The 21,356-nt window shown below is 69.3% G+C and carries 19 protein-coding genes; 10 read left to right on the forward strand and 9 right to left on the reverse strand.

What is annotated here, in order from left to right; all coding sequences use genetic code 11:
• Window positions 1–367 precede the first annotated feature (367 nt).
• A complete protein-coding gene (locus GA0070561_RS30690; RefSeq protein ID WP_091408867.1) occupies window positions 368–1,159 on the reverse strand; it encodes a GntR family transcriptional regulator in 792 nt (263 codons plus the stop codon).
• Between the two features lie 123 nt (window positions 1,160–1,282).
• Window positions 1,283–2,152, reverse strand: a complete 870-nt coding sequence (locus GA0070561_RS30695) for a PAC2 family protein (protein ID WP_030332815.1) — start codon at window positions 2,150–2,152, stop codon at window positions 1,283–1,285.
• A 276-nt stretch (window positions 2,153–2,428) separates the two neighbouring features.
• Between GA0070561_RS30695 and metH the strand changes: the two genes are divergently transcribed.
• The 3 genes from metH (at window position 2,429) to mraY (ending at window position 8,667) form a co-directional block, all read left to right on the forward strand.
• On the forward strand, window positions 2,429–5,929 hold the full coding sequence (gene metH / locus GA0070561_RS30700) for a methionine synthase (RefSeq protein WP_425255920.1): 3,501 nt from the start codon (window positions 2,429–2,431) through the stop codon (window positions 5,927–5,929).
• 513 nt (window positions 5,930–6,442) lie between these two features.
• Entirely contained in the window at window positions 6,443–7,141 is a 699-nt protein-coding gene (locus GA0070561_RS30710) for a hypothetical protein (protein ID WP_091408498.1), read from the forward strand.
• 422 nt (window positions 7,142–7,563) lie between these two features.
• Window positions 7,564–8,667: a phospho-N-acetylmuramoyl-pentapeptide-transferase gene (gene mraY, locus GA0070561_RS30715; protein WP_091408502.1), complete on the forward strand. Its 1,104-nt coding sequence runs from the start codon at window positions 7,564–7,566 to the stop codon at window positions 8,665–8,667.
• 320 nt (window positions 8,668–8,987) lie between these two features.
• Here mraY and GA0070561_RS34655 read toward each other — a convergent pair whose 3' ends face one another.
• Entirely contained in the window at window positions 8,988–9,797 is an 810-nt protein-coding gene (locus tag GA0070561_RS34655) for a DUF6193 family natural product biosynthesis protein (RefSeq protein WP_341844888.1), read from the reverse strand.
• Between the two features lie 38 nt (window positions 9,798–9,835).
• On the opposite strand from GA0070561_RS34655, the gene GA0070561_RS30725 reads away from it, so the two are divergent.
• Window positions 9,836–10,588, forward strand: a complete 753-nt coding sequence (locus GA0070561_RS30725) for an MBL fold metallo-hydrolase (protein WP_091408508.1) — start codon at window positions 9,836–9,838, stop codon at window positions 10,586–10,588.
• Window positions 10,589–10,654: 66 nt separating this feature from the next.
• On the opposite strand, the gene GA0070561_RS30730 is transcribed toward GA0070561_RS30725, so the two are convergent.
• Together GA0070561_RS30730 and GA0070561_RS30735 are read right to left on the reverse strand one after the other, a co-directional pair.
• Window positions 10,655–10,933 (reverse strand): hypothetical protein, encoded by a 279-nt coding sequence (locus GA0070561_RS30730; protein ID WP_091408512.1) that lies wholly within the window; start codon window positions 10,931–10,933, stop codon window positions 10,655–10,657.
• A gap of 33 nt (window positions 10,934–10,966) precedes the next feature.
• Window positions 10,967–11,536, reverse strand: a complete 570-nt coding sequence (locus GA0070561_RS30735; RefSeq protein ID WP_091408516.1) for a hypothetical protein — start codon at window positions 11,534–11,536, stop codon at window positions 10,967–10,969.
• 211 nt (window positions 11,537–11,747) lie between these two features.
• Between GA0070561_RS30735 and GA0070561_RS30740 the strand changes: the two genes are divergently transcribed.
• Window positions 11,748–12,188, forward strand: a complete 441-nt coding sequence (locus GA0070561_RS30740; protein ID WP_091408519.1) for a VOC family protein — start codon at window positions 11,748–11,750, stop codon at window positions 12,186–12,188.
• 135 nt (window positions 12,189–12,323) lie between these two features.
• Here GA0070561_RS30740 and GA0070561_RS30745 read toward each other — a convergent pair whose 3' ends face one another.
• Entirely contained in the window at window positions 12,324–13,043 is a 720-nt protein-coding gene (locus GA0070561_RS30745) for an SDR family oxidoreductase (protein WP_091408523.1), read from the reverse strand.
• A 167-nt stretch (window positions 13,044–13,210) separates the two neighbouring features.
• Between GA0070561_RS30745 and GA0070561_RS30750 the strand changes: the two genes are divergently transcribed.
• Window positions 13,211–14,131: a LysR family transcriptional regulator gene (locus GA0070561_RS30750; RefSeq protein ID WP_091408526.1), complete on the forward strand. Its 921-nt coding sequence runs from the start codon at window positions 13,211–13,213 to the stop codon at window positions 14,129–14,131.
• Here GA0070561_RS30750 and GA0070561_RS30755 read toward each other — a convergent pair.
• Window positions 14,099–15,016, reverse strand: coding sequence for an NAD-dependent epimerase/dehydratase family protein (locus GA0070561_RS30755; RefSeq protein WP_091408530.1), 918 nt, complete (start codon window positions 15,014–15,016; stop codon window positions 14,099–14,101). The two genes, GA0070561_RS30750 and GA0070561_RS30755, sit on opposite strands and share 33 nt — an antisense overlap.
• Before the next feature lie 96 nt (window positions 15,017–15,112).
• On the opposite strand from GA0070561_RS30755, the gene GA0070561_RS30760 reads away from it, so the two are divergent.
• From GA0070561_RS30760 to GA0070561_RS30770, 3 genes are all read left to right on the forward strand, one after another.
• The gene (locus tag GA0070561_RS30760) at window positions 15,113–15,541 is read left to right on the forward strand and encodes a VOC family protein (protein ID WP_091408533.1); all 429 of its coding nucleotides are present in this window, start codon (window positions 15,113–15,115) and stop codon (window positions 15,539–15,541) included.
• Window positions 15,542–15,669: 128 nt separating this feature from the next.
• Entirely contained in the window at window positions 15,670–16,254 is a 585-nt protein-coding gene (locus GA0070561_RS30765; protein ID WP_244166504.1) for a hypothetical protein, read from the forward strand.
• 29 nt (window positions 16,255–16,283) lie between these two features.
• Window positions 16,284–17,228 (forward strand): acyltransferase domain-containing protein, encoded by a 945-nt coding sequence (locus GA0070561_RS30770; RefSeq protein WP_091408539.1) that lies wholly within the window; start codon window positions 16,284–16,286, stop codon window positions 17,226–17,228.
• On the opposite strand, the gene GA0070561_RS30775 is transcribed toward GA0070561_RS30770, so the two are convergent.
• Entirely contained in the window at window positions 17,225–17,611 is a 387-nt protein-coding gene (locus tag GA0070561_RS30775; RefSeq protein WP_091408544.1) for a nuclear transport factor 2 family protein, read from the reverse strand. The genes GA0070561_RS30770 and GA0070561_RS30775 overlap by 4 nt on opposite strands.
• A gap of 87 nt (window positions 17,612–17,698) precedes the next feature.
• On the opposite strand from GA0070561_RS30775, the gene GA0070561_RS30780 reads away from it, so the two are divergent.
• Window positions 17,699–18,460, forward strand: a complete 762-nt coding sequence (locus tag GA0070561_RS30780) for a helix-turn-helix domain-containing protein (protein ID WP_091408871.1) — start codon at window positions 17,699–17,701, stop codon at window positions 18,458–18,460.
• A 45-nt stretch (window positions 18,461–18,505) separates the two neighbouring features.
• Here GA0070561_RS30780 and GA0070561_RS30785 read toward each other — a convergent pair whose 3' ends face one another.
• Window positions 18,506–21,337 carry a PQQ-dependent sugar dehydrogenase gene (locus GA0070561_RS30785; RefSeq protein WP_091408547.1) on the reverse strand — a complete coding sequence of 944 codons (2,832 nt, stop codon included), beginning with the start codon at window positions 21,335–21,337 and terminating at the stop codon, window positions 18,506–18,508.
• Window positions 21,338–21,356 lie beyond the last annotated feature (19 nt).

Below are 21,356 nucleotides of genomic sequence, written 5' to 3' on the forward strand. Positions count from 1 at the left end.
CGCCGGCCCCGACCGCCAGCGCGGCTCCGACAAGGCCACGGCGCGTGATCCCGCGTGCACCAATAGGTTTCACGGTTGGCATTGGTCCTCCCCTGGGCTGCTCGACGCCGGAAACGGGTCGCCCGGCCATCGATGTACCCGCAGTATATATACTGAGTGTATAGATGCAACGGTGGCGAGGCGCTTCGGCAGCGGAGAGCTCGCAGGGGCCCGCCCTGGAGCGGCCATCGCCCCGGCGATCTTGCGGTTCCTGTCCCAGCGAAAGGCGCAAAACTGGCATAAGCGCGACCGAAAGCGCAAGATCGCCGGGGCGGGGCGGGGCGGGGCGGGGCGGGGCGGGGCGGGGCGGGGCGGGGCGGGGCGCTGGTTAGCCCAGGACCAGGCCGGGGTCGGGTTCCGGGTCGGGGGTCGGGCCCGGGATCTTGTACTCCTCGGTGAGGGTGGTCATGGGGCCGGGCCAGGTCGCCTGGGACACCTCGATCGGCTTGCGGTGCGCGTCGTACGCGACGTGCAGCAGGTGCAGCACCGGGGTGTCCGGCCGGATCTGGAGGGTCTCGGCCTCCTCCCGGCTCGGCTGGCGGGCGCTGATCGTGTCGGTGGCCGAGACGTAGCGCCGTCCGGTCGCCTCCTCGGCCTCCTGGTAGAGCGGCCGGCCGAACGCCTCGGTGCGCTCCAGCGAGGTGCCGGCGGTGTCGCGGGGCAGGAACCAGGAGGCGCCCACCTCGACGGGGGAGTCGTCGGTGCGGACGAGGTGCCGACGGCAGAGCAGGTTGGTGCCGTCGGACACGCCGAAGGCGTCGGCCACCTCGGCGGGGGCAGGGGCGTGCCCCACGGAGACGAGCTGTTGCCGGTATCGGGCGGCCAGGTCGGTGTGGTAGCCGCGGAAGCCGCCGTACCGGCCTCGGGAGAGGCGGTTGAGGCGGCGGCGGGTGCCTCGGACGTACGTACCGGAGCCGGGTTTGGTGATCAGGATGCCCTCGACCCGCAGCTGGTCGACGGCGCGTTGCACGGTCTGCTTGGCGACGCCGAACATCTCGGCGATGGCCGGGATGGACGGTAGCCGCTCGCCCGGCCCCCAGTCCCCGCGGCGGACCTGGGCCTTGAGCTGCGCGGCGATCTGTCGGTGCGGGAACTCAGCGGCCCCGGGATTGATCTGCACACCCGCCTCCTTGATCACATCTAGGTTCCTAGGATGCCCCAGCGGGTGTGACGGCGCCACCCTGGACACGCGAAAACGGGCCCCCGGACCACAAAAGGTCCGAAGGCCCGCAGCGAAACGGTGCTACCAGGAGCCGGCGGTGGGGCCGGCCGAACCGCCCCTGCGGCGCAGGTACTTCTCGAACTCCTGGGCGATCTCGTCACCGGTCAACGGGGTGATCCCCTCGTCGCCGACCCGTTCTTCCAGCTCGCGGACGTACTCGCCCAGCTCGGCGTCCTGCTCGGCGGCGCTGCGCACCCGCTGCTCCCACTCGGCGGACTCCTCGGCCAGGTCGGCCATCGGCACCGGCAGGTCGACGACCTCCTCGACCCGGTGCAGCAGGGCGAGGGTGGCCTTCGGGCAGGGCGGGTTGTTGGCGTAGTGCGGCACGTGCACCCAGAACGAGACGGCGTCCACCTCGGCGCGGGTGCAGGCGTCGTGCAGCACGCCGACGATGCCGGTCGGCCCGTCGTACCGGGTGGGGGTGAGCTGGTAGCGCTCGGCGGCCTGCGCGTCGGAGGCGCTGCCGCTGATCGGCAGCGGCCTGGTGTACGGCACGTCGGCCAGCAACGCGCCGAGCAGCACCACCCGTTCCACCTCCAGGCTGTGGCAGATCTCCAGCACCTGCTCGCAGAACGTCCGCCAGCGCATGCTCGGCTCGATGCCGCGGATCAGCACCACGTCACGGTCGGTGCCCTCCGGGCTGGCCACCATGAACCGGGTCGTCGGCCACTCCACCCGCCGGGTCTCCCCGTCGGCCATGGTGATGGTGGGCCGGCTGACCTGGAAGTCGTAGAAGTCCTCCGGATCCAGCTCGGCGATCTGCCGGGCGTTCCAAACCTGCTCCAGGTGCTCGACCGCGGCGGTGGACGCGTCGGCGGCGTCATTCCAGCCCTCGAACGCGGCGATCGCCACCGGGGACCGCAGCACCGGCAGTCCGTCGAACTCGGTCACGCCGTCACCTCACCCTGCTCGTCGCGGCTGGCGCCGGGACCGCGCCCGGTCGTCATACCGTGTGGCACGGCGGCGTCCCTGTTGTCCTTCACGTCCGTCAGCCTACGTGCAGGGCGAGGGTGCGGCCCGTCGGCCGCGCCGGTCGGCCGCTCCGGCAGCAGGTCATACCCGAACGAACCAGACAGGGTGATCCCCGTGACACAATAGGGGATCGCTCGAGGATGGTCGTGGAGTCCGGCCGAATCGCACTAACCTGAACGGGTGCGGACTTCATTGATGGATGTGCTGGCTGATCGCATTCTCATCGCCGACGGCGCGATGGGCACGATGCTTCAGGCCGCGGACCTCACGCTCGACGACTTCGACGGGCTGGAGGGGTGCAACGAGATCCTCAACGTCACCCGCCCTGACGTGGTGCGCGGGGTGCACGACGCCTACCTGGCCGTCGGTGCCGACTGCGTCGAGACCAACACCTTCGGGGCCAACCTCGCCAACCTCGCCGAGTACGACATCCCGCACCGCATCCGCGAGTTGTCCGAGGCGGGCGCCCGGATAGCCCGGGAGGCCGCCGATGCGGCCAGCACCCCGGAGCGGCCCCGGTTCGTGCTCGGCTCGATCGGGCCGGGCACCAAGTTGCCCACCCTCGGGCACGCCGCCTACTCGACCCTGCGCGACGCCTACCAGGAGAACGCTGCGGGTCTGATCGTCGGCGGCGCGGACGCGCTGATCATCGAGACCTGCCAGGACCTGCTCCAGGTCAAGGCGGCAGTGGTCGGGTCGAAGCGGGCGATGGCCGAGCTGGGCCAGTCGGTGCCGATCATCTGTCACGTGGCGGTGGAGACCACCGGCACCATGCTGGTCGGCAGCGAGATCGGGGCGGCCCTCGCCGCGATCGAGCCGCTCGGCGTGGACCTGATCGGGCTCAACTGCTCGACCGGCCCGGCCGAGATGAGCGAGCACCTGCGCTACCTGTCGCAGCACTCCCGCATCCCGCTGTCGGTGATGCCGAACGCCGGCCTGCCGGTGCTGACCGCCGACGGGGCGTACTTCCCGCTGACTCCGGTGGAGCTGGCCGAGGCCCTGGAGCGGTTCATCACCGAGTACGGCGTGGGGCTCGTCGGCGGCTGCTGCGGCACCACCCCGGAGCACATCCGGGTGCTGGCCGAGCGGCTGCACGGCGTCACCGCCCCGGCCCGCGAGCCCCGGCACGAGGCGGGCGTCTCCTCGGTCTACCACCCGGTGCCGTTCGCCCAGGACGCGTCGGTGCTGATGGTGGGGGAGCGGACCAACGCCAACGGCTCGAAGGCGTTCCGGGACGCGATGCTCGCCGGCGACTGGCGGGCCTGTGTGGAGATTGCCCGCAGTCAGGCGCGCGACGGCTCGCACCTGCTCGACCTGTGCGTGGACTACGTCGGTCGCGACGGCACGCAGGACATGCGGGAGCTGGCCGGCCGGTTCGCCACCGCGTCCACCCTGCCGATCATGTTGGACTCCACCGAGCCGAACGTGGTGGAGGCCGGCTTGGAGATGCTCGGCGGTCGCTGCGTGGTCAACTCGGTGAACTTCGAGGACGGCGACGGCCCCGAATCCCGGTACGCGCGGGTGATGCCGATCGTCCGTGAGCACGGCGCGGCGGTGGTGGCGCTGCTCATCGACGAGGAGGGCCAGGCCCGCACCCAGGAATGGAAGGTCCGGGTCGCGGCGCGGTTGATCGACGACCTGACCGACCGGTGGGGCATGGACCGTTCCGACATCCTGATCGACGCGCTGACCTTCCCGATCGCCACCGGCCAGGAGGAGACCCGCCGCGACGGCATCGAGACGATCGAGGCGATCCGGGAGATCTCCCGCCGCTACCCGGGGGTCAACTTCACCCTGGGCATCTCGAACATCTCGTTCGGGCTCAACCCGGCGGCCCGGCAGGTGCTCAACTCGGTGTTCCTGCACGAGTGTGTGCAGGCCGGCCTGACCTCGGCGATCGTGCACGCCAGCAAGATCCTGCCGATGTCGAAGATCCCCGACGAGCAGCGCGAGGTCGCCCTGGACCTGGTGTACGACCGGCGTCGCGAGGGGTACGACCCGGTGCAGCGTTTCCTGGAGCTCTTCGAGGGCGTCGACGTGACCAGCGCCCGGGCCAGCCGAGCCCAGGAGTTGGCGGCGCTGCCGCTGGACGAGCGGCTCAAGCGGCGGATCATCGACGGTGAGCGCAACGGCCTGGAGGCCGACCTGGACGAGGCGATGGCCGGCGGCCGGTCCCCACTGTCGATCATCAACGACATCCTGCTGGACGGCATGAAGGTGGTCGGTGAGCTGTTCGGCTCCGGCCAGATGCAGCTGCCGTTCGTGCTCCAGTCCGCCGAGGTGATGAAGACCGCGGTGGCCTACCTGGAACCACACATGGAGACCGCGGAGGACGGCGGCAAGGGCCGCATCGTGCTGGCCACCGTTCGCGGCGACGTGCACGACATCGGGAAGAACCTGGTCGACATCATCCTCTCCAACAACGGCTACGAGGTGGTGAACATCGGCATCAAGCAGCCGATCAGCGCCATCCTGGACGCCGCCGAGCAGCACCGTGCCGACGCGATCGGCATGTCCGGGCTGCTGGTGAAGAGCACCGTCATCATGAAGGAGAACCTGGCCGAGATGGCCACCCGCGGGGTCGCGGAGCGTTGGCCCGTCCTGCTGGGTGGGGCGGCGCTGACCCGCGCGTACGTCGAGGACGACCTGCGGTCGACGTTCCCCGGGCAGGTGCACTACGCACGGGACGCGTTCGAGGGTCTGTCCCTGATGGACCGGTTGATGACCGCCAAGCGCGGCGGCGCCCCGGTGATCGACCCGGAGCGGGAGGCGGCTCTCGCGGCCCGGCGGGCGCGCCGGGAACGGCAGCGCTCGATGGTCACCACGTCGCTGCCGGAGCTGCACGACTCGTCGGTCCGCTCCGACGTGTCCGCCGACGTGGCGGTGCCCACCCCGCCGTTCTTCGGCACCCGGGTCGTCAAGGGCGTGCCGATGGCCGACTACGCGGCGCTGCTCGACGAGCGGGCCACCTTCTCCGGGCAGTGGGGGCTGCGCGGCGTCCGGGGTGGCAGCGGACCCTCCTACGAGGAGCTGGTCGAGACCGAGGGCCGGCCGCGCCTGCGGTACTGGCTGGACCGGCTCATCGCCGACCAGGTCCTTGAGGCAGCCGTGGTGTACGGCTACTTCCCGGCGTACTCCGAAGGCAATGACCTGGTGGTGCTCGACGAGAACGGGCACGCGGAGCGCGCCCGGTTCTCCTTCCCCCGCCAGAGGCAGGAGCGGCGGCTCTGCCTGGCGGACTTCTTCAGGCCCCAGGGCGACCAGCTCGATGTGGTCGCGTTGCAACTGGTCACCGTCGGCCAGCCGGTCAGCGAGTACGCGGCGAAGCTGTTCGCCCGCAACGAATACCGCGACTACCTGGAGGTGCACGGGCTCTCCGTGCAGCTCACCGAGGCCCTCGCCGAATACTGGCACCAGCGCATCCGCGCCGAGATGACCCTGCCCGACGGTCGTCCGCTGGGGCACGACGACCCGGCGGACCTGGCCGGCATCCTGCACAACGACTACCGGGGCTGCCGGTACGCGTTCGGCTACCCGGCCTGTCCCGACCTGGAGGACCGGGCGAAGATCATGGATCTGCTGGGCGCGGACCGGATCGGGGTCGAGCTGTCCGAGGAGTTCCAGCTGATGCCGGAGCAGGCCACCGACGCGATCGTGGTCCACCACCCGGAGGCCAACTACTTCAACGCCAAGTGACAGGCGCAGGTGCCCTGACCTGCACCTGATGCCGTCCGGAAGGCCGCTGATCCATGATCATGCCGTCTCCAGGTCGTCAATGGCTTCTGGTCCGTCATTGGCGGCCTGGTCCTCACCGAACGCGGTGTCGATGGCGCGGCGCGTTCGGTCCTCCCTGGCCGGTAGGAGATGCGTGTAGGTCCGCAGGGTGAACCGGGGTCGGCGTGGCCGAGGTAGGTCGACAGGGCCTTGATGCTCTCCCCGGCGTCCAGGAGGACCGAAGCGTAGGTGTGCCGCAGGACGTGCATGCCGTTGTGGTGGTCGTCGGGGATGCCGGTAGCCCGGGATCGCGGGCTTCCAGACTCCGGGGTTGAACTTCGAGCGACTGAGCGGCAGGCCGTCAGCGGTGGTCTGGTCGCACGACGTGCGCGACAGATCGATCTCAGGAGCTACGTGACGTACGTGCAGCGCTGGTGCAGCCTTCGAGCATGGTGCGGGATCGCCTGATCTTCGCCGGGACGGCAGTATGCGAACGTGCTGATTACTGGGTACGAGAACGACCCGCTAGTCGACGGCGGCCGGTTCCTGACTGACTCGCTGTTCTGGCCGACCTACCTGATCGACACCATGGCGTCGCACGATCCCTCACTGGTCACCGCGGCCTTTGAGGTCGGCGAGGATGATTGTCTTGGTTACTTCCGTCGCCTAACGGATCCGGACGGGTGGCCAGTGTTTCGGCTCGGCCTGCCCGATCGGCACGAGATCGACGTGGTCTACCGGAACCTGACTGGGGACATGGGTACGGAGTTCGTCCTGTGCCGGTCCGGTGGGACGTCCACACTGGACCTGGCGAACGTGGGAGGGCACGAGTTCCGTCCGGGGCTGAGCTGGCCCGAGCTGGTCGCCGTTGCGAACTGGTCGGGCGCGCCGTACGGCGTGGTGAAGCCACACGCTCGGCTGCTGCTGTTGCTGCCCGCGTTGGGCGATGCGGATCTGCCCTCGGAAGCGATGGCGATGGTGACGGTTGCATTGACGGGTTGCGGTGCAGGGCCCCGGGCCGGCGAGTTGGTTGAATGGTTGCTGCAGGAGCCACAGAGGTGGCCGCACTGGCGTCAGCAAGCCGATGGTGCCCTGGTCTGTGATGGCCGGTACAGTCGCCGCAACCCTGAGGGGCCGGTCGGCCACCCACCCGCTGACCTGCTGGCAATTTCATCGGCGCTGCGGATCGTCTAGCCAAACACGTCCCCCACGTCCTGCGACCTGTCACGCAGGTCCCGAGACCCGACAGCCGGCTGCCGGCGAAGTGGACGCTCCTCTTTCCGTCACGCCGTCATGGGTGGCTGACTGAGCCCGTAGAGCTCGTTGAGGTCGAGCAGGTCGTGGCCGAGCACTGAGGCTGTCCGGAGATTGAGCACGAGGGTCAAGTGGGCTTGGCCTGCAAGATCGTCGTCGGATGCGCGTCGGCGAGTTTACGGACCACGGCGCTGTGAGGTCCCGGGCTGCTCCGCTCGCCGTCGGATGGCAAGCTCATGCCTCATGATCCATGACTTCGCTAAGGACTATCTGCACCGCCAGCTCAGGTCGAGACGTCAGGCGCTGATCTGGAAGCTCGGTGGGGACGCCGTGAGAAGTCCGGATCGCGTGGAGGTTCGCCCGTGAGGGCGGTCATCGTCGCGGCCGCGGTCGCGTTCATCATCTCCCTGCTCGGCACGCCGGTGGCGATTCGCGTCTTCACCGCGCTCAAGGCAGGCCAGCCGATCCGATCCATCGGGCTCGCCAGCAACCAGGGCAAGAAGGGCACGCCCACGATGGGCGGCGTCGTCTTCATCGTGGCGACCGTCTTCGCCTACGTCGCCGGGCACATCGCCCTGACCACCCTGCCTGAGCGGCAGATCGCGCAGGAGGGCCCGACAATGACGGCCCTGGTGCTGCTCGGCCTGTTCGTCTTCTGCGGCGCGGTTGGCTTCTTCGACGACTTCCTCAAGGTGCGCCAGCGCAACTCCGACGGACTGTCCGCCAAAGGCAAGCTGCTCGGCCAGGCGATTGTCAGCGCAGGCTTCGGCATCGCCGCGCTCTACGTGCCGAGCACCAACGGCCAGACCGTGGCCAGCGAGCACATCTCGCTCATCCGCGACATCAGCTGGCTCGACGTCGGCAAGGTCGGCGCGGTCATGGTCATCGTCTTCGTGATTACGGCGATGTCGAACGGCGTGAACCTCACCGACGGCCTCGACGGCCTGGCCACCGGCGCGTCGATCCTGGTGCTCGGCGCGTACGCGCTGATCGGCTTCTGGCAGTACCGGCACTGGTGCGCCGACGACGCGTACGGCCGCGTGAACGACTACTGCTACCAGGTCCGGGATCCCCTGGAGATCGCCATAATCGCGGCGGCGGCGGCCGCCGCCTGCGTGGGCTTCCTGTGGTGGAACACGTCCCCGGCGCGGATCTTCATGGGTGACGTGGGCGCGCTCGGACTCGGCGGCCTGATCGGCGGGCTCGCGGTGGTAACCCGCACCACGCTGCTTTCGATCATGATCGGCGGGCTCTTCGTCATCATCACGACGACCTGGGTGATCCAGATCGTCTCGTTCCGGACCACCGGTAGACGCGTCTTCCGGATGGTGCCGTTGCACCACCACTTCGAGCTGGCTGGATGGAGCGAGGTCAATATTGTGGTCCGGTTTTGGATCGTGGCCGGCGTGTGCGTGGCGGTCGGCCTGGGCCTGTTCTACTCGGATTTTCTGGCGGTCATTGGATAAGAGCCACGCGGCAGGCCTTGTTGCGCCACCGACGGTGATCCACCTGGCAGCCTGGTTCCCCACCCGGGTGCCAGCTGATCATTCGAGCATGACAGCGGCCGTGAGCTACGCGGAATTTCGGGGTGGCGGTGACCGCCGCTGACCATCGATGGCCCTGTCCCAGCCAGGTCACAGGGCGTCTCGTTCGGTTCATACGACTGCGTCCGTCAACGAGATCAATACAACGCCAAGTGACGCCTGTCCGTTCACACACCCGGGGAGCGTCGATCGACCGTCACTCTGGTTGGCAGACAACGGCGAGGTCGCAGGGCCGTGCGGGGCTACGCCTCGTACCTGCCAGCGACAGCCGGGCCGAGGTCTGCCGGAAAGTGCGAGACCGCCAACGCCACGGCCTCTGCGGCGGTGGCGGTCTCGCCGAGTACCCCACTACGTCCCCAGACCCGGAAGTTCGAGTGCGAACCAAGCGCACCGAGGCTGACCGGGCTGGGTGAGAACGGATAGCCCGTGGTGGTGGAGAAGTTCAGGACGGAGTGACTCATGTACGGGTACAGCTGCCGTAGCCTCGGCTCGTCGTAGGCTGCCTCGATCAGCGCCCGGTGGCTCGGCCGATCGGTCTCATCGGCCCTCTGTCTTAGCCACTGCCATTCCGCCGCTACCACTCGCGCCGGGCCTAGCTCGACGACTTCGCCTCGACGAGTCAGCATGACAAATGGCACCGAGCGCCTGATGCCGTGCAATGGCATGCCGGAACGCCAGTTGTGCGCCGCTCGGACGACCTCGACCAGGTCGTCGGTGGTGCCAGCGATCAACTGGATTCCCTGCCCCCATCCTTCGATTCTGAAGCGGCGCTCATCGGTGCTCGCACTAACCGTGAGATCGTCACGAACCGAAGATCCACTCGGGACACTCGCCCACGTCAGGGGCGAGGACCACTCCGACGTTCGAGCCGATCCGAGTGAGAGACCATGATCAGCGGCGACGGCGTCGAGGGAGGTGGCAAGGCGGCCTGCGGCTACCACCTCGGGGTACAGGTCATCCATGGTGGGTCCGCTGGGCATGCACGCATTCTGCCGCAACCCGGCGCTGCCGGCCGTCCGTGCGTCCGGATCTCGATCGACGCGAGCCATCATGCTGAATCGAGACTTGGCGACTCTGGCACGCTGTGCGGATGCGACAGGTCACAGTGCTTGGCAGTTCTGGTGCCTTTCCCGAGCCAGGCCGTGCCTGTAGCGGCTTCGCCGTGGACTGGGACGGCTACCGCTTGGTGCTTGACCTGGGCTACGCCACGCTGCCGCGGATGCTCAGGCACTGGCCTGATGGTGCCGTGGACGCCGTCGTCATCACCCATGAGCACCCGGATCACTGCATCGACCTGTACGGTCTGTTCAGGATGCGGTTCTACGGACAGCCCGGGGGACCACGGCTACCGTTGTTCTGCCCGCCCGGCGTGCTCGATCGGCTCAGTGGGTTGGAGCCCGATGTCGACCTGCACTCGGTATTCGATCTGCACCCACTGCCCGGCAGCTACCGGGTCGGGCCGTTCGACCTCACCGGGCTGTCGCTGCCGCACTTCGTGCCCAACGCCGGCATCCGGATTCAGGCCGACGGAATCGTCGTGGCCTACTCCGGGGACACGGGGCCGACTGCCGCATTGGCCGAGCTGGGCCGTGGCGCCGACCTGTTCATCGTCGAGGCGACGGACTACGAGGGCGAGGCGAGCCGTTCCAGCCGTAACCTGATGACGTCCACCGAGGCCGGTCTGTGGGCTCGCCGGGCGGGTGCCCGCCGCCTGATGCTCACCCACTTCTGGCCCGGCAACGACCGGGCAGCCGCAGTGGCCGCCGCGCAGGTGGAGTTCGGCGGCGCGGTGCTGGCGGCTGAGGAAGGGCTCACTTTGGTGCTTGGAACACCAGATAGCTGACCTTCCTCTGTCGCACCGTGCGCGACTGGCCGTCGAGCGGCCAGCTCAATGACGGTCGCAGCGCAGTCACTCGACGAACGTGCCGTCCGCATTCATGATCTCGTCTCGCACCAGCGGTACGAAGGCCGACCAGGTACCGCCATCCACGGCGACCGACATGCGGATGCGCCCATCGCCGTCATCAAGGGCGTAGCTGACCAGGCGATACCGCTTGCCGTCATCGCCGATGGCGTGGCGTACGTCCTTGTCATCGAGCATCGCGCGCCAGCCGCCGTAGTTGACGCCTCGCCACTCAGCCAGGCGCGCCTTGGCGAGCCCTGCCGCCGACTCGTTCTTCAACCCCACCTGCTCAGCCTTCCAGCCGCCGTGTGGCCGAAGCTACGGCGGTGGAGGAAGCGTCTGCAAGCTGTGCCGAAAGGCCGGTTCCGGCCACGTGGGCTCGGTCAACAGAAGGACGAAGTCCGGCAACGCGCATGGTGAGGGATCCCCAGTCAGTGCCCGCGAGTCCGCTTCGCTCTCCCAGTCGATGAGGTTGACGGTCACCGCGTAACGGCCGGCGGGCGCCGCCACGTGTAGGGCTTTATCGTCCGGGATTGCTGACACGTCCTCCAGTCCGCTCAGGTAGAGCGACCCGGCTGAGGTGATGAGGTAGGGCTCCGATGCGACGACGAGGCGCGCCCGCTCGCGCGTTGTCAGGTCCGCAGCCTGCTGGGAGTCGCCGACACGGACCACGAACTGGAACGCGGAGTCCCCGAGGTTGATCGGCACGAGCACGCCGGCCAGGACGTGCTGGAGGATGTCATCGTCCTTGAGCAACGAGCCTTCCCATGAGTCGTCGTCGACGACCGAGGCGAAGCCCTTCGGGTTCCAGAGCACCTGCATGCCAGCATCAGTCATGACGGGTCCCGTTACCTCGAACATCCGGCCCCCCTGCACGTCGCTGACCATCGCCGGGCCGTCGAAGGCTAGCTAACAGCGACCAGCGACGACCAACGCCCGCGCAGCGGTGACCGTACCCGCGGATGTGCAGACGCTCGTCGACGGTCAGCGGCCCGCCACGCGAAAAGGCAGCCCGCGTTGGACGTCGAGAACGGCCGAGTGGCTCCGTCCTCGGGGAGGATGCGGTCACTGTGACCGCACCAGAGCAGGGAGATCCAGCATGGCGATCCAGCGGATGGACAACGTCCTCATCGTTGTCGAGGACCTTGACACGGTCATCGCGTTCTTCGTCGAACTCGGCATGGAGCTGGAGGGGCGAGGGCCGGTCGAGGGGCGGTGGGTGGAGCGTGTGATCGGGATCGACGACGTCCGGCAGGAGGTCGCGATGCTGCGGACCCCGGACGGCCAGGGCAAGGTCGAGCTGGCGATGTTCCACCGACCGACGGCGATCAGCGCGGAACCGAAGAACGCGCCGGCTAACACGCTGGGCATTCGGCGCATCATGTTCGCCGTCGACGACATCGAGGACGTGATCACCCGGCTGCGCGGCCTTGGCGCCGAGCTCGTCGGGGAGGTGGAGCGGTACGAGGACGTCTACCGGCTCTGCTACGTCCGCGGCCCCGAGGGCATCATCGTCGGCCTGGCTGAACAGCTCCGCTGACGGCCGCCGCAGTACGGTCCACCCGCAACTTCAGGGATATGGGGCCTCGCGGGCGGCGGAGACCACCGCATCCCTGAAGTAGCGCGGATCTTGGAGTGCGCAAACCCGGCGCGCAGCGCGCAGGAGCAGACGGGTTCAGGAGATCAGGGTGCCGCCGTCCACGGTCACCACCGTGCCGGTGGCGTAGGTCGCCCGCAGGAGGTAGACGAACGCCTCGGCGACCTCCTCGGGCTCGCCCACCCGTCCGAGCGGAAGCGACTCGCTGAGCTGCGCGTACATCTGCTCTCGGGTTTCGGTCGGCAGTGCGTCCCAGAGCGGTGAGCGGATCACGCCGGCGGAGACGGCGTTGACCCGGATCGGGGCGAGTTCGACGGCGAGCGCGCGGACCAGCGCGTCGATCGCCCCGGTGATGCTGGCCGCGACGGACCAGCCGGCGCTGGGCCGGTGGTTGGCGGTGCCGGTGGTGAGGGTGATCGACCCACCGGGGCGCAGGTACGGCAATGCCGCGTTGACCGCCGACAGGGAGCTGAAGTAGCGCAGGTCGAAGGCGGTGCGGGCGGCGGCGAGGTCGAGGGCGTCGACGGACATCAGCGCGAGGGGTTCGCCGGCGGTGTAGACGAGGTGGTCAAACGACCCGAGATCGTGGAACAGACGGGACACGGCGTCGGGGTTGGTGAGGTTGGCGACGTACCCCTGGGTGGTGGTCGGCAGGGTCGTCAGGGCGCGGTCCACGCTGCGCTGATTGCTGGAGGCGACCACGACCTGGGCGCCCTCGCGGGCGGCGCGGGCGGCGGTGGCGAGGCCGATCCCCGAGGTTCCGCCGAGTACGACGACGCGCTGGTCGATGAGGGTCATGATCGTGTCCTTCCGGATCGAGTGGGGGGAACGGTTACCACCGTGCTCCGTCGAGAAGGCCCGCGTCCAAGACCTCTTTCACCTCCTGTGATGCCCATTGAGCATCACCCCGGTCATACCTGGCGGGTATCGTGAAACCGCCGGAGCGGAAACCGGATGGGGGCAGGGTGGACGTCGATCTGCGCAAGCTCCGCTACTTCGTGGCGGTCGCGGAGGAGTTGCACTTCGGCCGGGCGGCCGCGCGGCTGCACATCGCCCAGCCGGTCCTGTCGCGTCAGATCCGGGCTTTCGAGCACGAACTGCGCGCCGAGCTCTTCGTCCGGGACCGCCGCTCCACCGTGCTCACCGACGCCGGCCGGCAGTTGCTGACCGACGCCCGTCCGCTGCTCGCCTCGGCCGAGGCCCTGCGACGGCGGGTGCAACGGGCCGCCCACGGCAGGCCGACGTTCACCATCGCGTTCATGCCCGGCGTTCTCGTGACCGCCGAGGCCCGTGCCATCGGCCAGCGGCACCCCGACCTGGCCGTCAACGTGGTCCGTACTTCCTGGGACGACCAGGCCGAGATCGTCCGCGAGGGGCGCGCGGACGTCAGCTACGTGCGGCTCCCGATGGACCAGCGTGGCCTGCGCCTGCGCCCCCTGTTCACCGAACCCCGCGTCGTCGTCCTGCCCACCGATCACCGCCTGGCCGGCAAGGAGTCGATCGACCTCGCCGAGTTGGTCGAGGAACGGCTCTTGCAGGACCCGGACGCGGTGCCGGAGTGGCGGGACCTACCGAACCGCCCGGCGGAGCCCGACCCCCGCCCTCGGCCCGAACTGAACTCCGTGGAGGAGAAACTGGAGCATGTCGCCGCGCACGCCGGGATGGTGATCCTGCCGCTGTCGACGGCGATGTTCTACACGAGACCCGACGTCAGCCACGTACCCGTCACTGACGTCGGCCACAACCAGGTGTGCCTGGCCTGGGCCGAGGACAACCGGTCACCTCTGGTGCACGAGTTCGTCGAGATCGCTGATCGGCAGACCCCACAACCTGACGATCGACGCCAAGGGCGTTCAGGGGGCGCCGCTGGGGAAGGTTTCGCGTAGGGCCGGGTCCAGCGGGCGGCCGCTCGTCGGTTCGATGAACAGGTTCGTGAGCAGGAGGTCGGCGAGGTAGGTGGGGTTGACACCCGACTCCTTGCGCCCGAGGGACTGTAGCGCGCCGCCCAGGCGCAGCGCGGCCTTTGCGGCGCCGGCCGGCATCCGCGCGACCCGGCGGCGCCGACCGACCGCGTCGGCGATGCGCGCGATCATGTCGTGCCAGGTGAGGTTCTCGTCGACGACCGGGATGTCCGCGCCGCTGGCCTGCTCCAGGGCATCGACCGCGACCTCGGCCACGCTGCGGGCGGAGGCCGCGGCGCTGCCGCCGGTCGGGGCGACCAGCGGGGTACGCGAGCGGGCCCACCGGTCCAGCGGACCGGCCCAGTTGGGCAGTCGGTCGCCGGCCCGGCCGAAGACGAAGGGCAGTTCGAGTACGGCGACCGGCAGGCCCTCGCCGGCGGCCGCCCGCCCCTCCCGGGCCTGCTCCAGGCGGCACCGGATGTACGTGTGCCGTTCGGCGAGGCGCCACTGCGGGTGGAGCCGGTCGAAGTAGGTGTAGTAGGAGCCCATCACGACGCCCCGGGTGAGGCCTTCGAGGCGGGCGGCGGTGAACAGGCGTACCACCGGGTCGACGTTGTCGCGGCGGAACTCGGGATAGATCGGCTTGGGCAGCGGCCGTTGTTCCTCGGTGCGGGTGGCGTACACGACGCCGTCGTGACCGGCGAGCAACGGCCGCAGCTCCTCGATCGAGGCGGACCCGACGTCGAGCAGATGGTCGACGCCCGGTTGGGCGGTACGCGCCACAGTGGTCGCGGCATGGCCACGCTCCCGGAGCACGTCCACGACGTGAGCGCCGATCAGGCCACTGCCACCCACCACAAGAATTCGCACGGTGCATCGTCCACTCTGGAGTCGGGCCTTTGTCAAGCCGTTGCCGCTGCGGCAACGGTGCGGTTCGACCAGAATGGCACCCGGAGGTGATCAACCATGGTCGACCAGGAGAGCGTGCCCAAGCTGTGTTCGGTGGTGCTCGACTGCACCGATGCGAGGGCGCTGGCGGAGTTCTATCGACAGCTACTGGGCCTCGTCTACCGTCCCGGTGACGAACCGCCGGCGGCCGGCGAGGCCGACGAACGCGGGCGTGACTGGCTGGTGCTTCGGTCGCCCGGCGGCGGACCCCAGCTAGCGTTTCAGCAGGTGGAGCATCTGCCGGAGGCGACGTGGCCGGCGAACACCGTGCCCCAGCAGCTGCACCTGGACCTGACCGTGGAGTCCGTCGAGGAGTTGCTGGTCCAGCATGAGCGCGTGCTGCGCCTCGGCGGCCGGCTGTTGTACGACCGCATCGACGACCCGGACGAGCCTCTGCGCGTGTACGCCGACCTGGCCGGGCATCCCTTCTGCGTCTTCGTCGGCTGAGCGGGCTGAGCGGGTTGCCGCGACCTCGGCGCAGCACAGGTTGACAACGGGCGAGGATGGCGTCCGCGACCCCGACATTCGCATAGGTTCGAGGTACGCAACACCATCGCTGTGAAACGGGGTTGAGGATGCCGGAACCGCGCGCCTTCTGGCTGGACGAGCAGTTCGACCGTGAGCACGGCACCGACGGGCGCGGCCGGTACGAGGCCGAGGTGTTTCGACGGATCGACGAGTTCGCCGACACCTGGGGTGACTTCGCGCCCGTGGCGTTCGCGGTGACCGCCTGGCGGCTGGCCACCGAGCTGTCGCCGGGCTTCGTGCGCTGGCACCGGCGGATCATCTCGGCGACCTGCGCGCGCAGCCCGTGGGACGGCAGCCTGGTCTGCGCGGTGACGGTGGCCTCCCGCTGGCCGGCCGAGCTGACCTGGACCAAGCAGTGGCAGCGCGACCGTGGTTGGCAGGACTGGCCGCAGCTGTTCGGCCAGTTCACCACACCCACCGAGGAGGACCAGACGCGCCGCCCGCATCTGCGCGCGTTGCTTCAGGTGGAGGCGCCGGTCCCGCTCGACGACCTGCCGCCGACGCCCGACGGTCCGGACGACGAGGTCGCCGCGGCGGCGCGCCGCGCCGTGGCGGTGCTGGCCCGGGAGCTCAATGACCTTCTCGCGCCGATGATCGGGCAGCTCGACGCCGGGGTGCCGGCGGACTCCTGAGAAGCCCGCCGGCCGGTAGGGTCGTCGGCGTGGATCTGGACGACATCGCGGCCCGACTCGGGGTGCCCGTCGAGGAGGTCGACCGCGTGCACCGGCTCGCCGGTGACCGGCCGTCAGCTCCGTTGCCAGCCAAGGCCGACGCACCCGCGCTCCTCGACCGGCTCGCCGTGCGGCCGGACGACGCCGCCGAGATCATGGCGGGCTGGCCCGACCCCGACTCTCCGCTGTGGACCCCGGAGCTGCGCTGGCTGCTCGACCGCTCGATCGCCCTGGTCCGCGCCGACCTAGCAGGCTACGACTGGCTGTCGCCCGGCCCGGAGCTGCCGCGAGAGCGCGGGCCTGCCTGGCGCCATCTCTACGTGTACGCGTACCTGGCCCTGGTCGACGTGGTGCGCGGGTACCACCGCGACCACGGCGTCCCCGATGCCGTGACCTGGGTGACCCTGGCTGACCTGGGCCGCAACCTCGCCATCGACCGACGGATGCGCGGCGAGGGCTGGCCGGTCATGCAGAGCTGGCTGACGCTGCACTCGCGCGGCAGCGTCTACGAACTGGGCCGGCTCCAGCACCAGCGTGGCGATGGCGCCATCGGCCTGCACGTCCCCGATTCGGGGCCGTTGACCCCGGAGGCGGTCGCGGCGTCCCTCGACGAGGCCCGCGCGTTCTTCCCCCGGCATTTCCCCGACGAGCGCTACACCGCGTTCTCCTGCGCCTCGTGGCTGCTCGACCCTCAGCTGCGGGAGTACCTTCCCGAGGACTCCAACATCGTGCGGTTCCAGCGCCGGTTCGAGCTGGTGCCCTACGACGAGTCGGCGGGGCCGGACGCCGACATCGAGGTGCTGCGGTTCGGGTTCCGGACCTTGACCACGCCGCTCGACGAGCTGCCGCGCCGCACGGTGCTCCAGCGCGCGATCATCGACCACCTGCGGGCGGGCGGTCACTGGCACTGGCGCCACGGCCGCTTCCCGATCTAGGGACGCGCGTCCCACCACGCGTCGTTGGCGGCCGCCTGGCCTGCCGGTTCGATGACCTCCCACCCCTCCGCGATCAATCCGTCGGCGATCCGCAGGACGTCGACGACCACGATCTCCGGCCCTCCGTCGGGGAGTCGGCGTCGCGAGTGCACCACGACGTGGTCACCGTCGGCCAGCAGGTGCAGGATGTCGACCCGCATGCCGGCGGTCGGGCCCAGCGCGGCGCGGACCGCGGCGAGCCACTGCGCCCTGGTCGAGGTCGTCGAATCCGACCGGTGATGGGTGAAGTCCTCACTCAGGTACGAGGCGAGCGTGTCGACGTCGCCGGTGTCGACCAGCCCCGCCAACGCACGCCCGACGATGCTCTTGTTCTCGGTGGTCATGGCCGCAAGTGTTTCCCCGGCCTCGTGCGCTTGTCGATGACATCGCACTTCATGGCGTTCCGGGCGACGATGAGTAGGCTCATGATCATGTATGCGGTCGGGGAACTCCTGCGGCAGTGGCGCAAGCGCCGAGGGCTCAGCCAACTCGACCTGGCCATCGCCGCGGATGTCTCGGCTCGGCACGTCAGCCTGGTCGAGACCGGCAAGTCCACGCCGAGCGCCGAGATGATCCTCCGGCTCGCCGACCAACTCCACGTGCCACTGCGTGATCGCAACCAGCTGTTGCTCGCCGCTGGCTTCGCGCCCCGGTACGCGCAGCGCCCGCTCGACGACGCCGCCCTGTCGGGGGCCCTCGACGCGGTCCGCAGGGTGCTCCAGGCGCACGAGCCGTATCCGGCGCTGGTCTTCGACCGCCGGTGGAACATCGTGCTGACCAACCGCGCGGTCGACCCGTTCTTCGCGTACGCGGCGCCCGACCTGTTGCGGCCACCGGTGAACCTGGTTCGGCTGGGCCTGCACCCGCGCGGGCTCGCCCCCCTGGTCGTCAACCTGGCGGACGTGCGGGCGGTGTTCCGCAGCCGGATCTCGCGCCAGCTCGCCGCCGCGCCCGACGCGGAACTCGCGGCGCTCTACGACGAACTGCTGAACCCGCTGCCCGAGGACCCGCCGGACCAACGGGTAGACGCCGACGTGGTGCTCCCGATGATCCTGCGGATCGGCGGACGCGAGCTGCGGCTGTTCTCGACCATCACCACGTTCGGCACCCCGATGGACATCACCATCGAGGAGATCGCTGTGGAGTCCTACTACCCGGCGGACCCGCAGAGCGCCGCCTACTTCACGCAGTAGGGCCCGGCCTGGTCACCGCCCAGGCCGGGCCCTACCACGTGCGCGTCAGCCGGTGGTCAGGACGAACCTCTCCCAGGACCCGACCGACGTCCGGTTGGCGATCAGTGATCCGGCCCCGGCGTTCTCGGCGGCCACGATCTGGTTGTTCGCCAGAGCCCGCAGACCGACCGTCCCGTCGGAGTTGTTGATGATCTGGAACGTCTCCCACGGCCCGATCGTCGTGCGGTTCGCGATCAACGGGTTGGCGCCGGCGTTGTCGGCGCAGACGTACAGCCCGTTGGCGCGGGACCGCAGGGCGATGTTGCCGTTGCCGGCGTCCACCCGGTCGAACTGCTCGGTCGTCGAGACGCTGGCCTTGTTGGCGATCAGCGGGTTGGTGCCGACGGCCGACACGTACTGGTTGTTGACCTGCGCCCGCAGCGTGATCCCTCCGCTGGGGGTGGTGGTGCCGGTGGCGAAGGTGAACGCGTCCACGTCGAACAGGTTGCCCGAGCCGCCCTTGAAGACCAGGTACAGCGTGGTCGTCGAGGCGGGCGGGTTGCTGATGGCGGTGGAGACGTCGACGAAGGTCTCCCAGCTACCGGTCACCGGCACCGTGGCGGTGCCCAGCAGGGTGCCGGTGGCCGACCCGGCGCGGACCTCGATGGTGCCGCCGGCGCCGGCCGAGGAGACCCGTGCGGTGAACCGGTTCGCGTTGGACAGGTTGTACGGCTGGTAGGAGATCCAGTCGTTGTTCTCGATGAATCCGGCCGTGCGGCCACCCTCGGCGTTGGTGTGGTCGGTGGCCTGGACACCGGACTGGGCGCTGAAGTGCTCACCCTGGCGGTGTTTCGGTTGCAGGGTCTTGATGCTGTGCGTGGTGAGCCCACCGTTGTCGGTGTACGCGGCGTCGAAGACCCCGTAGATGTTGGCCGCCGCGTCGTGCTCACCGTCGGTCGGGACGGTGATCGTGCCGCTGCACCCGGTCTTCGAGGTGATCTGGTGGGCGTGGCTGTCGTGGCCCAGCGCGTAGGTCAGGCTCACCTTGGAGCAGTCGATCGTGCCGTCCTGCGGGTCGCTCACCGAGATCTGGTACGGCACCGTGTCACCGAAGTTGAACAGTTGCCCGTCGGTGGGGGCGGTGAGTGACACCGTCGGCGCGGTGTTGCCCACGGTGACGATCAGGCTCGCCGTGCCGGACAGGCCGGTCGGGTCGGTGACCTTCAGGGTGGGGCTGTACGAGCCGTTGGTGGTGTACGTCTTGGTGGGGTTGGCCGCCGTCGACGTGGTGCCGTCGCCGAAGGTCCACAGGTAGCTGAGCGCCCCGCCCTCGGGGTCGGAGCTGCCAGCCGACGAGAAGTTGACGGTCAGCGGGTTGGCCCCCGACGTGGGGTTCGCCGAGGCGACAGCGATCGGGCTGCGGTTGCCACCACCGATGTACTCGATCCGGAAGAGCGCCTGGTTGTTCGAGCCGGTGCCGTAGTCCAGCACGTAGAGCGCGCCATCCGGGCCGAAGGCCATGTCCATGACCTGGGTGCCGGTCCACGGGAAGTTGGAGATCTCCCCACGCGAGCCGTCGGAGTTGACCGCGATGGCCTTGATCCAGCGGCGGCCGTACTCGCCGGCGAAGAACTGGCCGTTCAGTGAGGCCGGGAACTTGATGCTGGAGTTGAGCGAGGCGTCGTACCGGTAGACCGGCCCACCCATCGGTGACTCCGAGCCGCTGCCGAACTCCGACGGCGAACCGGAGTCGCCCGCGTACTTGATCCAGGCCGGCTTCGCCGCGGGCAGCGTGCCGAGCCCGGTGTTGCGGAACGAGTTGTTGGTCGGCCCGCCCGTGCAGTTGTACTTGGACTGCGACGGCCCGGACGGGAAGGTGTATTCATTGTATGTTTCCGTGCTGGTGTTGCTGCCGGTGCAGTACGGCCAGCCGTAGTTGCCGGGCGCCGCGATGCGGTTGAACTCGACCTGACCCTGGGGGCCCCGGCTGGAGTTCGTGCTGCCTGCGTCGGGGCCGTAGTCACCGAGGTAGACCACGCCGGTCGCCTTGTCGACGCTCATCCGGAACGGGTTGCGCAGGCCCATGGCGTAGATCTCCGGGCGGGTGCCCGACGTGCCGGGGGCGAACAGGTTGCCCGACGGGATCGTGTACGTGCCGTCGGCCTGCGGCTTGATCCGCAGCACCTTGCCCCGCAGGTCGTTGGTGTTGCCCGCCGAGCGCTGGGCGTCGAACTGCGGGTTGCGGTTGGTCCGTTCGTCGAGTGGCGCGTAGCCGGACGACTCGAACGGGTTGGTGTCGTCGCCGGTGGTCAGGTACAGGTTGCCGGCGGCGTCGAAGTCCAGGTCACCGCCGACGTGGCAGCACTGCCCACGGTCGTTGGCGACCTGGAGGACGATCTTCTCACTGCCCAGGTTGAGCGTGTCGTCGCTGTTGAGGGTGAACCGGGACAGCCGCAGGTGCCCCTTCCACCGGTCCCAGTCAGACTGCGAGCCGGTGGTCGGGGCGTCCCCGGACGGGGTGCTCAGCGTGGGGGAGTAGTACAGGTAGATCCACCGGTTGCTGGCGAAGTTGGGGTCGACGGCGACGCCCTGCAACCCCTCCTCGTCGTGGGTGTAGACCGACAGGGTGCCGGAGACCTTGGTGTTGCCGGCCACGTCGGTCACCCGCAGGACGCCGTTGCGGGCGGTGTGCAGCACCGAGCGGTTGGGCAGGACGGCCAGGGACATCGCCTCACCCAGCTCGCCCGAACCGGTGGCGAGCTTGACCTGCTGATAGTCGGAAGCGGGGATCACCGCCGCCTGGGCGGTGGACGGTGCAGCCACAGCGAGGGCCGCGCTCGCGACGGTGAGGACCGCCGCGAAGAGCGCCCGGGGCCAGCGCCGGGGGTACGAGAGCATGATCGTCCTTTCTCGACGA

Origin of the sequence: Micromonospora saelicesensis (assembly GCF_900091575.1) — a bacterium.
GTDB classification, from domain to species: Bacteria; Actinomycetota; Actinomycetes; order Mycobacteriales; family Micromonosporaceae; genus Micromonospora; species Micromonospora saelicesensis.